Annotated in this window: 12 protein-coding genes and 2 pseudogenes; 13 read left to right on the top strand and 1 reads right to left on the bottom strand. The window is 60.5% G+C overall.

Translation table 11 applies throughout. The features are described 5' to 3' along the window. The first annotated feature begins 23 nt into the window (after positions 1-23). From modA to N4G47_RS09025, 12 genes and pseudogenes are all read left to right on the top strand, one after another. On the top strand, positions 24-767 hold the full coding sequence (gene modA, locus N4G47_RS09080; protein ID WP_475286584.1) for a molybdate ABC transporter substrate-binding protein: 744 nt from the start codon (positions 24-26) through the stop codon (positions 765-767). 3 nt (positions 768-770) lie between these two features. Next, positions 771-1,454 carry a molybdate ABC transporter permease subunit gene (gene modB, locus N4G47_RS09075; RefSeq protein WP_475286582.1) on the top strand — a complete coding sequence of 228 codons (684 nt, stop codon included), beginning with the start codon at positions 771-773 and terminating at the stop codon, positions 1,452-1,454. After that, positions 1,444-2,103 (top strand): annotated as a pseudogene (locus N4G47_RS09070) (ATP-binding cassette domain-containing protein); the annotation flags it as partial. The gene modB and the pseudogene N4G47_RS09070, both read left to right, overlap by 11 nt. A 334-nt stretch (positions 2,104-2,437) precedes the next feature. Then, positions 2,438-3,453, top strand: a pseudogene (locus N4G47_RS09065) (bestrophin family protein). Positions 3,454-3,543: 90 nt separating this feature from the next. Beyond that, on the top strand, positions 3,544-4,941 hold the full coding sequence (locus tag N4G47_RS09060; protein ID WP_475286581.1) for a sigma-54-dependent transcriptional regulator: 1,398 nt from the start codon (positions 3,544-3,546) through the stop codon (positions 4,939-4,941). A 9-nt stretch (positions 4,942-4,950) separates the two neighbouring features. Beyond that, the gene (locus N4G47_RS09055; protein WP_475286580.1) at positions 4,951-7,005 is read left to right on the top strand and encodes a sensor histidine kinase; all 2,055 of its coding nucleotides are present in this window, start codon (positions 4,951-4,953) and stop codon (positions 7,003-7,005) included. Then, a complete protein-coding gene (locus N4G47_RS09050; protein ID WP_475286578.1) occupies positions 7,002-7,571 on the top strand; it encodes a DnaJ domain-containing protein in 570 nt (189 codons plus the stop codon). Before N4G47_RS09055 ends, N4G47_RS09050 begins: the two co-directional genes overlap by 4 nt. Then, a complete protein-coding gene (locus N4G47_RS09045; protein ID WP_475289918.1) occupies positions 7,568-7,906 on the top strand; it encodes a DnaJ C-terminal domain-containing protein in 339 nt (112 codons plus the stop codon). Before N4G47_RS09050 ends, N4G47_RS09045 begins: the two co-directional genes overlap by 4 nt. Continuing rightward, positions 7,903-8,181: a chaperone modulator CbpM gene (locus tag N4G47_RS09040; RefSeq protein ID WP_061479473.1), complete on the top strand. Its 279-nt coding sequence runs from the start codon at positions 7,903-7,905 to the stop codon at positions 8,179-8,181. Before N4G47_RS09045 ends, N4G47_RS09040 begins: the two co-directional genes overlap by 4 nt. A gap of 19 nt (positions 8,182-8,200) precedes the next feature. Then, positions 8,201-9,151, top strand: a complete 951-nt coding sequence (locus N4G47_RS09035; protein WP_475286576.1) for a Dyp-type peroxidase — start codon at positions 8,201-8,203, stop codon at positions 9,149-9,151. A gap of 1 nt (position 9,152) precedes the next feature. Continuing rightward, the gene (locus tag N4G47_RS09030) at positions 9,153-9,698 is read left to right on the top strand and encodes a mechanosensitive ion channel family protein (RefSeq protein ID WP_235643828.1); all 546 of its coding nucleotides are present in this window, start codon (positions 9,153-9,155) and stop codon (positions 9,696-9,698) included. Between the two features lie 119 nt (positions 9,699-9,817). After that, positions 9,818-10,468, top strand: a complete 651-nt coding sequence (locus tag N4G47_RS09025; RefSeq protein WP_475286573.1) for a DUF1345 domain-containing protein — start codon at positions 9,818-9,820, stop codon at positions 10,466-10,468. A gap of 18 nt (positions 10,469-10,486) precedes the next feature. On the opposite strand, the gene cls is transcribed toward N4G47_RS09025, so the two are convergent. Beyond that, the gene (gene cls, locus N4G47_RS09020) at positions 10,487-11,974 is read right to left on the bottom strand and encodes a cardiolipin synthase (RefSeq protein ID WP_475286571.1); all 1,488 of its coding nucleotides are present in this window, start codon (positions 11,972-11,974) and stop codon (positions 10,487-10,489) included. 274 nt (positions 11,975-12,248) lie between these two features. On the opposite strand from cls, the gene N4G47_RS09015 reads away from it, so the two are divergent. Continuing rightward, positions 12,249-13,091, top strand: coding sequence for a CHAD domain-containing protein (locus N4G47_RS09015; protein ID WP_475286569.1), 843 nt, complete (start codon positions 12,249-12,251; stop codon positions 13,089-13,091). The last annotated feature ends 226 nt before the right edge of the window (positions 13,092-13,317 follow it).

Below are 13,317 nucleotides of genomic sequence, written 5' to 3'. Positions count from 1 at the left end.
CCCCACTGACCAAGGATCCGATAATGAAGCGAGTGGGACTGCTGTTGCTGGGATTGCTGGCGACCGTGCCGGCCTGGGCGGCCGATCTGACGGTGTCGGCGGCCTCGAGCCTGACCGAGAGCTTCCGCGAACTGGGCACCGCCTATGAGAAGGCGCACCCGGGGACCAAGGTCGATTTCAACTTCGCCGCCTCTGGCGTGTTGCTGCAGCAGATCAGCCGCGGCGCGCCGGTGGATGTGTTCGCGTCGGCCGATGAAATCACCATGGACCAGGCCCAGCAGCAGGATCTGCTGGCGGCCGGCACCCGCGAGGTGTTCGCGGTGAACGCGCTGTGGGTCGTGGTGCCGCCGCAGGCCAAGGCTGCACCGCGTACCTTGAAGGACCTGACCGGTGCCGGCGTGCAGCGCATCGCACTGGGCAACCCGGACAGCGTACCGGTCGGCCGCTACGCAAAGGGCGCGCTGGAAGCGGCCGGGCTGTGGCCGGCAGTGCAGGGCAAGGCCATCACCACGCAGAACGTGCGCCAGTCGCTGGATTACGTGGCGCGCGGCGAAGTGGATGCCGGCTTCGTCTATGCCACCGATGCACAGGCGATGCCCGAGCGGGTGCGCCGTGCGTTCGTGGTGCCGGTGTCCGGGCGAATCGCCTATCCGCTGGCAGTGGCAAAGGCCAGTACGCAGCCGGCGGAAGCCAGGCGCTTCGCTGCCTTCGTGCGTTCGGCGCAGGGCCAGGCGATCCTGGCCAGGCACGGATTCGGCAAGCCCTGACGCATGGACCTGGACTGGAGCGCGCTGGGGTTGTCGCTGAAGGTGGCCGGTTGGGCTACCGCGATCAATCTGGTGCTGGGCGTGGCGCTGGCTGCGCTGTTGGCGCGTCGGCGCTTTCCCGGCCGTGAACTGCTAGATTCGCTGCTGACCCTGCCGATGGTGCTGCCGCCGACGGTGCTGGGGTATTACCTGCTGGTGCTGGTCGGCCGCAACGGCCCGATCGGCGCGTGGCTGCAATCGTGGTTCGGCATCAACCTGGTGTTCACCTGGCAGGCCGCAGTGATCGCGGCGGCGGTGGCCTCGTTTCCGTTGGTGTTCAAGCCGGCACGCGCCGCGTTCGAGAACGTGGACGGGCAGCTGGAGCAGGCTGCGCGCACGCTCGGCGTGTCCGAAGGAGCGGTGTTCTTTCGCGTCACGCTGCCGCTGGCGTGGCGCGGCATTCTTGCCGGCCTGCTGCTGGCGTTTGCGCGCGCGATGGGCGAGTTCGGCGCGACATTGATGGTGGCGGGCAGCATTCCGGGCCGCACGCAGACGCTGTCGATCGCCATCTACGAGGCGGTGCAGGCCGGACAGGATGACAAGGCCAATGCACTGGTGATCCTCACCTCGGTGGTCTGCATCGTGACCCTGTTGCTGGCCGCGCGGCTGGCAGGCGGGCGTCGCCAGGAGCTGCGCGATGTGGCTTGACCTGCAGGTGCAGCGTCGCCTGCAGGCGGCCGGCCAGGATTTTGTGTTGGACGTCACGCTGCAGTGCATGCAGCGGCAGGTGGTGCTGTTCGGACCTTCAGGTGCAGGCAAGAGCCTGACCCTGAAGGCGGTGGCGGGGCTGCTGCGGCCAGGGCAGGGCCATGTGCGCCTGCAGGGGCAGACCCTCTTCGATGCGGCCACCGGTGTGGACCTGCCGCCGCAGCGCCGCCGGTTGGGCTACGTGTTCCAGGATTACGCGTTGTTCCCGCACCTGAGTGTGCGCCAGAACGTGGCGTTCGGGCTGCAGAAGGGCTGGTTGAATCCGCGCGTGGGCCAGCGCTTCGATGCGGTGGAGCAGTGGTTGCACGCCTTCCGCATCGACACGGTGGGGGATCTGCTGCCATCACAGATTTCCGGCGGACAGCGGCAGCGCACGGCCTTGGCGCGGGCACTGGTGACCCAGCCCCGGGCGCTGCTGCTGGACGAGCCGTTCTCCGCGCTCGATCATGACCTGCGCCAGCACCTGCGTCATGAACTGCAGGCAGTGCTGGCCCGGACGAGCATCCCGCTGCTATTGATCAGTCACGACCCTCAGGACATCCGCTTCTTCGGGCAGCAGGTAGTGCATATGGAGTCGGGCCAGGTGGTACACGGAAAAGAACTCAGTACAGCTCCGGACAGTAATGTCCAGATAGTCCAGCTGGTAGCCCAGGTTTACCCACCCTTGCCGCCTCGCAATCTCTCGGTAGAGGTCTTTACAACCAATGCGTCCACGTGCCTCCCCCTGTCCGTCAATGCTCATGCAGGGTTTGGGGAAGGGTATCCGGACGAACAGTGAATCCAGTTTCCCCAAGTGCACCTTACTCCTGCAACAGGTGCTTCCCAAGTGGCTCAACTGACATGATCATTCCGTCAACAAGCGAAAGCTCTCCCCAGGCTACTGGCCTGCATACCTGCCTGACCATCGCAGGAAGAGTGCAGCCATGTCGCTGACCACAAGCCCCTTCAGTGGAGCGGGGCGTTACGGCAGTCCCATTGACGAGCAAGAGGTCGACATGAGGAACGTACGCCAGGACGTCGAAATGAGGATGCGGCGCCAACCGACGATGTGGGACATTGCATTTGCGGTCAAAGGCACGATTCTTCCGAAGATCGCGAGGCATTTGATGCTGATCGCGTTGATCAGCATCATCGCCATTCTTGCGTCGCTTGAGCACCCGGGTATCTTCGCCCGGTTCGGCTCCGTTCCGTTCACGCTAATTGGCATCGCGCTGTCGGTGTTCATGAGCTTCCGCAACAATGCCTGCTATTCCCGATGGTGGGAAGCAAGGCATCTATGGGGAGAACTGATCATCGCCTGTAGATCGCTAGCACGGCAGACGGCGGCCCTTGCTCCTGAGGATCGAACGCAGATCATTCATGGCCTCTGTGGATTCACGGCAGGCCTGACGGCCAGGCTGCGGAGAAACAGCGAGGCCGACGCAATCGGCCTTTGGTGCAATATCGGAGCCGCCGCAAAGGGTCCCAATCCAACAAATGCGGTACTTGAAAGTGTCGGAAATCATTGCCTGCAACTCGTCAGGAGCGGCAAGATCGACTCGATCCAGTACTCTGTCCTTGACGGCCAACTCAGCACGCTAGCTCGTATCCAAGGGGCTGCGAGCGCATCCTCAATACGCCGGTGCCGTTCTCATACTCATTGCTCCTGCACCGCACCGCCATCGTGTTCTGCACCATGCTGCCGTTCGCACTGGCTGGGTCACTCGGCTGGTGGACGCTATTGCCAGTATTGATAGTGGCCTACACGTTTTTTGGTCTTGACGCACTCGGGCACCAGCTGGAAGAACCCTTCAGCCTTGCACCCAACGCGCTCCCACTGTATTCGCTGCGGCAGATAGTTGAGCGCGAGATGATGTCGATCCTAGAGTTCGCCAACACCGACGCCGGCAATGGAAGCCGTGGGAAGAACTTGCCAGCGAGCGGACAGAACGATCACTGAGATGAGGCGACGAAAGTGGCAGGCGCCGTCGCACGTCTCCGATTGAAATCACACAGCGTTTAACGCAGCACATACAGAACCGAGGGAAATATGACGCCCAAGAGCGCCATTCATGCAGCCGAAGAGCACGCCGGTGGCGATGTCGCTTGGCCGGATCTTTCAGATTCGTCGATCCTGATCGTCGACGACGAGCCAGGTATGCGCAGTTTTTTGGTACGCGCCCTGCGGCCAAGATGCAAGGCTGTGGAAGCGGCTGCAGACACTGAAGAAGCAGAGAAGCATCTGGCCGAGCGCCACTTCGACATAGTCGTTGTCGACAACGTGATGCCTGGGAAGAGTGGCATCGTCTGGCTGGAGGAGCAGCGCCGGGAGGGTACGTCGGCTGACTTCATTCTGATCACCGCCTACGCGGACCTGGACTCGGCCATCGGGGCGATCCGTGCAGGCGCCGCTGATTTCCTACTCAAGCCATTCCGAACCAGCCAGCTGCTGGCGGCCCTGTCTCGCTGTCTGGAGCGCGGTCGACTGCAGCGCGAAAATGCTGTTCTACGCCACGAACTGCATGGATCGGGCGCGCCTTCACCACTGCGCGACAAGCTCACCGGCAGCTCGCGAGTGATCCAAGCCACTCGCGACCTGATCGCAAAAGTGGCGCCCTTGCCCAGCAGTGTTTTGTTCACTGGAGAGTCCGGCGTGGGCAAGGAGGTGGCGGCACGATCGTTGCATTCGCTCTCCACGCGCGCCTCGAACCCCTTCATTCCTATCAACTGCGCAGCGATCCCGGCCGAGCTGATTGACAGTGAACTGTTCGGCCATCTGAAGGGGGCGTTCAACTGGGCGCAAGCATCACGCCAAGGCTTGGTGTCATATGCTCAAGGTGGGACGCTGTTCTTCGATGAGGTCGCCGACCTACCACTGGCGTTCCAAGGCAAGCTTCTGCGCATGCTTGAGGATAGGCGGATACGTCCGGTCGGGGCAGAGCGTGAGACTCCCATCGATGTCCGTTTCGTCTTCGCCACAAATAAGAATCTGGTCGCAGCAGTGAAGGACGGCACCTTCCGGGCCGATCTCTTCTATCGCATCAATGTACTGGAGGTGCAGATACCGCGCCTGCACGACCGGGGGACGGACGTACTGGAACTAGCGGCCGGATTCATGCGCGAACTGGGGCTGCAGCTTGGTCTACATCCCATTCCGTTCGATGAACGAACCCGTGCCTATCTCCAGCACTACTCTTGGCCGGGCAATGTCCGCGAACTGCACAACTACGTGGAGCGCAGCCTTATCCTGGGCCATTTTCCGTCGCATCTTGAACGGCTCGAATCTCTGTCTGATCCGCGCAGTCGACTTCTGTCCGAGGTCGAGCGTCGGCACATCCTGGCGGTACTACGCGAAACGGGTGGAGATCGCGAACAGGCAGCCGGCATTCTGGGGATTTCGCGGAAGACCATCGACCGCAAATGTTCCAGCTGGAACGTATCAGCTTAGGGAACGGCAATGAAACGAGTGCGCTCCGTCCGCCATCGCCTGCTGCTGATCGCGATCCTTCCGATGGTCGTGATCCTGCCAATGATCGTTGGCGTGCTCATCTATAAGTGGGACAAGCGTTTCGATGAACTGCTGTCCTCCAAGGTCGGCAGTGATCTGAAGATTGCTGGGCAGTACATGAACCAGTTGCTGATCAACGACCGTGCATCACTTGCTGCCATCGCTGACTCGGAGGGCTTTCATAGCGCAGTTGGTGGTGATAGGGACGCTGTCAGCACATTGCTTGCATCAAAAGCCCTTCCAGGTGCATTGGACTTCATTGCGCTGCTTGATCGAGATGGCCATCTCCTGGCCAGCAGCGAACCGTCATCGGAGAAGGCCGTGTTGCTCAAGTGGCCAGTGATTGAGAAGGCCTTCAACGGCGTCTCCGACGTGCAGGTAGGCGTAGTGCAAGAGGATGACCTGCGAGCGCTCTCGCCCCAGTTGGCGGCGCGTGCGGAGATAGTCCGTCTGCCAGAGCCGGGAGAGCAGGCGCCGCCGAGCACATATGAACGGCGCGCACTGATGATCCAGGCTGCCACTCCAGTGAACTTGCCCGGCCAGCAACCAGGAGTGCTGGTCGCGGGCACACTGCTGAACCACAACACGCACTTCATCGACCAGATCACGGACTTGATCTATCGGGACAACGGCATGCGCACCGGAAGTGCCGGTATCGCGTCCCTTTTCCTTGGCGATACCCGCATCAGCACGAATGCCAAGCTGCCCGGCGGGCGCCCAGCGTCCGGCACGAGAGCGTCAGCGGAAGTGGCCGCAGCGGTTCTTGGTCAAGGCAGAACGTGGTTGGCAAAGGCCTTCGTGGTCAATGACTGGTATGTCTCAGGCTATATGCCGATTCGGGACGGTGAGGGTGTGCCGGTCGGCATGCTCTTCGTTGGGTTTTCGGACGAGCCATTCGCTACCGCGCGACGGAACGCCATCGGAATGATAGTCCTCGGTTGCCTGCTGGTTGCGGCAATTACCGTCCCTCTGTTTCTGTATATCGCTCGCGGCGTGTTTCGTCCGCTGGAAAGGATGGACGCAGCCATTGCGCGGGTCAACGCCGGCGATCGCAACGCCCGCGCAGGCGCGCGTGGCTCCAACGACGAGATCGGGCGACTGGCATCGCAGCTGGACCAGATGCTCAACCAGCTGCAGGACAACGAGCGGCAGCTGATGGCCTGGAACGAGGAGCTCAACACGCGGGTAGAGGAGCGGACGGCGGGACTGCTGCTTGCCAACCGTCAGTTGGAGGAAGCAACGCAGCACCTGATTGTGAAAGAGAAGTTGGCAACTATTGGCGAGATCGCCGCAGGTGTCGCACATGAGATCAACAATCCGCTCGCAGTGATGCAGGGAAATCTGGAGCTCCTGCGTGAAGTCGTGCTCCAGGATTTCGGACCAGGCGGCAAGGAGGAGTTTGACCTCATCGAGGATCAAATCCAGCGCATCAGTACGATCGTGTCCAAGCTGCTTCAGTTCTCAAAACCCAGCGAGCACGCAGCGGAATACGAACTGTTGGAACCTTCATCCCTGCTGCTGGAAACGCTACCGCTGGTACAGCACCTGACCAAACGCCAGCCCGTCATGATCGAGAAGAGGTTTCATTCCACCCGACTCATCAGGGCCAACAGAGGGGAAATCCAGCAGATCCTGGTGAACATCATGATCAATGCACTCCATGCCATGCCGGGCGGCGGTGTCCTGGGACTAGCCACCGAGGACACGGATGACATCCACGGTGCACCTGGAGTGGCGCTGCGGATTTCCGACACCGGCGGCGGCATCCCGCAGGACATCCTGGAGCGGATCTTCGAGCCCTTCTTCACGACCAAGCACCATCAGGGCACCGGGCTCGGCCTTTCGATCAGCCAAATGTTGGCGTCGCGGCATAGCGGAAGCCTCTCTGTGGCGAGTACGGGGCCAGCCGGGACCGTCGTTGAACTGTGGATGCCAGAGGCGGCCGAGGACCGTCCCAGCGCGTTGAATTCCTCAAATGACATGAACGAATGGAGGTTGGAGTGAGCAGTCCATACGAAACGCTTGGTGTTGCCAGTGACGCCACGACGGATCAGATCAAGAAGGCGTACCGGAGGTTGGCCAGGAAGCTGCATCCCGACCTGAACCCAGGCGACAAGGCCGCGGAAGAAAAGTTCAAAGATGTCGCCAATGCTTACAGGCTGCTCGTCGATCCGGAGAAGCGGGCGCTGTTTGACCAAGGGGCGATCGACGAAACCGGAGCGGAGCGCCCGCGCCGCGAGTACTACCGCGACTATGCCCAGGCCGATGCCGGCTATGGCGACGGCGGCTTTGGCGGCTACGCGGACTTTGCCGAAGCCGGTGATCCGTTCGCCGAGTTCTTCCGTCGCACGTCGAATGCCCGCGCAAACCGCCGTGGCCAGGACCTCCGCTATCACCTCGAAATCAGCCTGGCGCGCGCCATCGAGGGAGGCGCTGAGCGCGTGGTCCTGGGCGATGGCGGCACCCTGGATGTGAACATTCCACCGGGCGTCACCCAGGGGCAAACACTCCGCCTTCGAGGCAAGGGCGCAAAGGGTGCTGGTACGGGGGAGACGGCGATGCCTTCATAGAGCTGGAGATTGCACCAGACCCACGTTTCCTTGCCGAGGGCGACTCGCTCACGATTGATGTGCCCATTTCCTTGAAGGAAGCCGTGTTGGGCGCACGCATTACCGTGCCGACACCAACCGGTCATGCCGAGGTGGGCGTGCCTGCTGGCTCAGATGGCAACACCCGGCTTCGGCTGAAAGGGCAGGGCATGCCATTGCGCTCCGGTGGCCGAGGCGATGAGTTCGTCCGATTGAAGATTGTTCTACAGAAGCCTATGGACGTGGAGCTGGCCCAGTTCGTGAAGACCTGGGAGACGGGTGCGTCCTTCAATCCGCGGGAAGGAGGTGCAGCATGAGCGCATTGAATGAGGTTGTCAGTGTTCAGGATATCCTCGACCAGGCCGGCGTTGAGGAGGCTGTGCTGAGCCATTGGGTCCAGCTGGAGTGGATCTCTCCACAGCAGGGTGAGGATGGACTGATCTACACGCGTGTAGATCTCAGTAGAGCACTTTTGGTTCGCGACCTTATGTTTGAAATGGAGGTCAATGAGGCAGGGGTGGACGTTGCGCTTCAACTGATCGAGCAGGTGCATGGATTGCGGCGGTTGCTGCTGGCCATGCGTGATCGGTGACCCACTCCAGGAGCGTTCAATGAGCTACGCGACGCCGCAATCCCCCGAACCGCAACCGATCGATGCACCACTGTCGATCGCTGCATCCTTCCTGGTTCTTACCATTGAGCGGGACGCCTCGTCCCTATCTACCGTTCGAACGGTCCTGTGCAGCCTGGACGATCTGATCAAGAACGTGCTCGTCAGAGATGTGACCGGCACCTTTACCTGCAACGTCGGGATTGGCGCGAACGCATGGGGCCCGCTCCTTGGCACGGCGCCACCTGCTGAATTACGCCCGTTCAGGGAGATCCGAGGCGCAGCGCATGTGGCAGTCTCCACACCAGGCGATCTCCTGTTCCATATCCGCGCCAAGTCAATGGATCTGATCGTCGCGTTCCAGCAGATGCTCTTCGAGGGCTTGGAAGGGACAGTTGCAGCGCAGGACGAAGTCAGTGGATTCAGATACTTTGACGGTCGCGATCTGCTGGAGTTTGTCGACGGTACTGCCAATCCAGTAGGTTTGGCGCTCCCCGAGGCGACTATCGTCGGAAGCGAAGATCCCGCGCACGCGGGTGGAAGCTACGTTGTCACACAGAAGTATCTTCACGATCTCAAAGCCTGGAAGGGCCTTAGTACTGAAGTCCAAGAGCAGATCATCGGTCGCAGAAAGTTCACGAACACCGAGCTTCCAGACGCACCAGAGGCAGATCAGAAGTCGCACAAGACGCTGTGTACCATTACAAAGGATGGGGTCGAACACGACATCCTGCGGGACAACATGCCTTTTGCAAGGCCGTCAGATGCCGAGTACGGGACCTACTTCATTGGCTATTCAAGACATCTCTGGGTGGTCGAGCAGATGCTTGAGCGAATGTTCATCGGCAACCCGCCGCCGCTTCACGACCGAATTCTTGATTTCTCAAGAGCTGTGACTGGCAACGTCTTCTTTGTTCCGTCCAGAAGCGCACTCGCGGCAATGGCAGGTTGAGATGCAGACTACTGTCAACGCCTTAGTGAATCCCTCATCCATCATAGGCGCAGTGGCCATTGGGGCGCTCATCGCACTTCTCGCCATGATCAGTGCCGCACTTCTCAGGAGATCAGCTCGTCGTATCGGCGCACGGCTTACGGATGGGACCACGCTCCAGTTTGCAAGCGTACTGGGACAGTGGTTGATCTACCTGCTGGCCGTCGGCCTCTATGCCCACCTTATCCCTGAGCTCAGGACCCTCGGGTCGACGATGCTTGCGGGGGCGGGCATCCTTTCAGTTGTAGTAGGACTGGCGGCCCAGGACACCCTCGGTAATCTGATAGCAGGATTCTCACTTCTCATGTCAAAGGCGATGCGCGTGGGGGATACCGTCCGCGTGTATGCTCCCAATGGAGTCATCGAAGCCCGGGTAGAGGGCATCTCTCTGGGTTTCACAACCCTCCGGGATGCACAAGGGAACGAGGTCGTGATTCCAAATGGTGTCGCCATGGCCAGCGCCATTGTTCGAGTTGCGCATCCAGACTCTACAAAACAAGGTGACTGAATGAGGCGCCAGTTGATGGACTATCCCCGCAATCGCAGTCCAATGACGCTCGGAAATGACAGGCAAGCCTCGTCGAATCTCCGCCAGGTCGCTGGCTGGACATCAAATGGAGCCGGAACGTGATCAAGCTTTCGCATGCTAGGGCAAGCTTCTACCTGGCGGCCGGAGCAGGGTTTCTCGCCTGGGGTTGGGCAGTTCACTCTGCGCCGTATCTGGCCCTGGTGGTAGGCGTGGATGCTTTCTTTGTTGCCTATCTGGCAAGGACACTGGCTTCCGTCCCCACTTACGACGCTGAACGGCTCCGACTGAACGCAGGCCACCGGGATGAGCCCCTGTGGATGGTGTTCATCATTACATTGGCAGCGGCAGCTCTGGCGGTGGGGCTGGTCATCTCCGTAAGCGGGAAGCAACACAAGCCTCTAGAACTGGGGCTGACCCTGGCATCACTGCCTCTCGCCTGGGCCACCATCCACGCAATGATGGCTTGGCACTACGCGCACATGTACTGGAGAAAGTCGGATAAGTCTTGCGAGAACGAAGGTGAGCAGGATGGCCATCACGCGGGATTGCTTTTCCCCGGGAACAAGCCGCCTGGGGCACGCGATTTTCTCTACTTTGCGTTCATCATCGGAGTCGCTGCACAGACGGCTGATGTGTCCATCTCTTCGTCGAAGATTCGAGCCGTGAGCCTGCTGCATTCGCTCGTGGCCTTCGCCTTCAACACCGTACTACTCGCCGCGGTCGTGAATGTTGTGGTGACGCTGGCGTAGCTTGATCGCCCGGCGCCTCTAGAGAACGGGCGACATCATGCCGATGGCATTCTGAAGAAGCCGCATATGGAAAGGCCACGCCTCCACCGCCTCGAGAGCTATCTGCTCAGACACACTTACGTAGCCTTCCTGCCGATGCGTGATAGCCGACGTTGCCAGTGGATCCATGATGAGGAGGTTGTTCTCGAAGTTGAGTTGCAGGCTACGACGATCCAAATTGGCGGATCCAACCAATGCGAATTGCCCATCTGCCGTCAGTGATTTGGTGTGAAGTAGCCCAAGTGGATACTCGTAGATGGATACTCCAGCCTGAAGCAAGTCACGGTAGGTACTGCGGCATGCGTAAGCCACCAACAGTGAGTTGTTGCGTTTCGGAAACACAATCGTGGTTCTTACGCCCCTGCGCGGCGCAGCGCACAGTGCCCGTAGGAGGGCCTCGTCTGGAACGAAGTAGGGGGTAGTGATCAGCAGTTCTCGCCGTGCGGCGTACACCGCGCCGACAAATGAATCCGACATGGCGTCGCCAACTGTTGACGGACCGCAGCCATACATCTGGGCCACCGCACCTTGGGCAAAGAGGGCCGGCAAAGGGCGCTGAGACGGTAGCGACTCCAACTCCTCGCCGGTTTCAGCCATCCAGGTGCTCAGAAACAGCCACTGTGCCTGTCTCACTACAGGGCCTTCGCATCGCAGGAAGATATCTACCCAAGGAGCGTACTTTGGAAGCACCCTGAACTCAGGGTCCGCGCAGTTCTGACTGCCACAGAAGGCAATTGCATTGTCGATGACGACCAGCTTACGGTGATTGCGCAGGTCAAGTCGCCCCAGCGCCAGATGCCCTATACGAGGGATGTCGTCCAGCGTTGCAAGCAAGCGAACTCCGGCTTCCCGCAACTGTTGCCAGCGTCGGCTACGGATGAATGACCGTGACCCCAGAGAATCGACCATTACCCGGCATGCCACGCCTCGGAGAGCTGCTGCGGCAATGGCATCGGCAACTCTGCCGCCATTGCCATCGTCCAGCCAGATGTAGAAGCTGACATGTACGTGATCACGGGACTCAGCAATATCGGAAATCAGCCTTTCGATGGCCGCATCGGAGTCGAGCATCGGCTCGTTCGGTAGGGCGGAAGACGAGCCCAGCAGCTCGATCCTGTTGCCGCCGACAGGCCCCAGTCCATTGGTGGTCGCGCAGAGATTGGACAGTAACTGAGCAGCAGGAGGCAGCAGTGGAGCTTGGGGTATCGGGATGGCTCCAAGCATCCGTTCGGCCCGATGAAGGCGTGATATCCGACCGCGACCAATGCTGGTTTCGCCCAGGAGGAGGTAGGCGATTGTGCCCAGTGCAGGAAGGGAAAGAACGACCGCCACCCAAGCGATTCTTGAGGCTGGAGTTCGGTCACGCCGGGTGATCGCGCGTACCAGAACCGCGACGTGGAACGCCAGCAACAGCCAGAAGATTGTGACTCCAAGCGGTTGCTGAAGCCATCGCAGGGACTCTGGCATGGAGGTTCCTCAGGATTCTGACGCACTGAGTCTAAGAGCAATGCCTATCGCCCGTCACGCAGGGGCAGGACATGCTTTTGCCCCTCTCCGAAACACTTTGAGCGGTCTACGGCCAAGGGTACATCAGGGTGTCGCCGTCTACCTCGGACTGATGATTGACATGGATATCGATTAGTGATCGTTATCGTGGGTTCGGCAATCGCCCCCTCCGGTCTTAGCCAAAGTTTCGCGATGTTGGTGCTAATAGGCCAGCCAGCCTCGAAAGCATCGGGCATTGACCGTACTCATTTCAGATCCACAGCAACGCGCCTACGATTCGCCGAACCCCAATCGGGATGGACCCATGTCGGCTGACAAATCGGGCGCACTAGCCAAGGCCGTTCTGATGCGGGAGCTTCAGTCCATTTCTGCCTCCCTGTCTGCGGATGGAGATGTCCACCGGTCCATCCACACTGCGCGAAAGGCAATCAGGCGAACACGCGCCCTGCTGGCACTATTCAGCGAGGGCGCCATGGCACTGCAGGACGAAGACCGCGCCCTGCAGCGGCTGGGTCGCCTGCGCGACGCCCACGTCGCTGTGGAGCTCGCCCTGGAACTACACGGCGCGCACGGCGATGCCACGTGCAATGGCGTCGTCATAAGGCTGATCACGCGCAGGGAAGCGATCCTGGGCCGCATCCTGGCGGCCGACCCCGGATTTACACGCCGCCGGCAGAGCGTAGAGCATGTCCGGGCGCTTCTGCAGGAGAAGCCTTGGGACACATTGCAACGATCGCAGGTACGCGCCTCGCTATCCCGTAGTCTCCGCAGGGTAGTCAGGGCGGAAGTCTTGGCTCGCAATGGAGAACCAGAGGCGGTGCATCGTTGGCGTCGACGTGTGCGTCGGCTGCGCATGCAACTGGAGATTGGGCCTGAGCTCGGCGGTCTCTGGAAGACTCAGCCGAAGGATCGCAGCCTTGTCCGACGACTCAAGACACTGCATCGACTCAGTGATCGACTAGGGCTCGCACAGGATCTGGGATTGCTTCGCAATCTCGTACGAACGATGCCGGCCAGTCAGACAAAGCAGGCGTTGCTTGTCGAAATCGGTGCCAAGCTTGGCGTAGACTCGGCTTGAGGTTGACTTTGGTCCCCATCACGGATCTGTAGGCGGCATCTTGTCTTTCAGACTGTAACCTGGGTATCGGGCGGACGGCGCCGCCCCCCCTCAGATCCAGCATAAAGGGTGTAGAGGGTGGGGATTGACGACTCCTGGGGCGCGGCCCACCAGCAAGCTGAATACGCCACCTGTTAGCTTAAGTACCTAGCTGGTGCTAGCATTCGGCCATGAACGCTGGCCGGAT

The organism is Stenotrophomonas sp. GSD10, assembly GCF_056172695.1.
Note: the sequence above shows the minus strand (reverse complement) of the source record. Positions and strands in the feature narration are given on the sequence as shown.

Coding starts and splice junctions, on each gene's coding strand:
- modA (WP_475286584.1), top strand. CDS start 24: ATGAAGCGAGTGGGACTGCTGTTGCTGGGATTGCTGGCGACCGTGCCG.
- modB (WP_475286582.1), top strand. CDS start 771: ATGGACCTGGACTGGAGCGCGCTGGGGTTGTCGCTGAAGGTGGCCGGT.
- N4G47_RS09060 (WP_475286581.1), top strand. CDS start 3,544: ATGACGCCCAAGAGCGCCATTCATGCAGCCGAAGAGCACGCCGGTGGC.
- N4G47_RS09055 (WP_475286580.1), top strand. CDS start 4,951: ATGAAACGAGTGCGCTCCGTCCGCCATCGCCTGCTGCTGATCGCGATC.
- N4G47_RS09040 (WP_061479473.1), top strand. CDS start 7,903: ATGAGCGCATTGAATGAGGTTGTCAGTGTTCAGGATATCCTCGACCAG.
- N4G47_RS09035 (WP_475286576.1), top strand. CDS start 8,201: ATGAGCTACGCGACGCCGCAATCCCCCGAACCGCAACCGATCGATGCA.
- N4G47_RS09030 (WP_235643828.1), top strand. CDS start 9,153: ATGCAGACTACTGTCAACGCCTTAGTGAATCCCTCATCCATCATAGGC.
- cls (WP_475286571.1), bottom strand. CDS start 11,974: ATGCCAGAGTCCCTGCGATGGCTTCAGCAACCGCTTGGAGTCACAATC.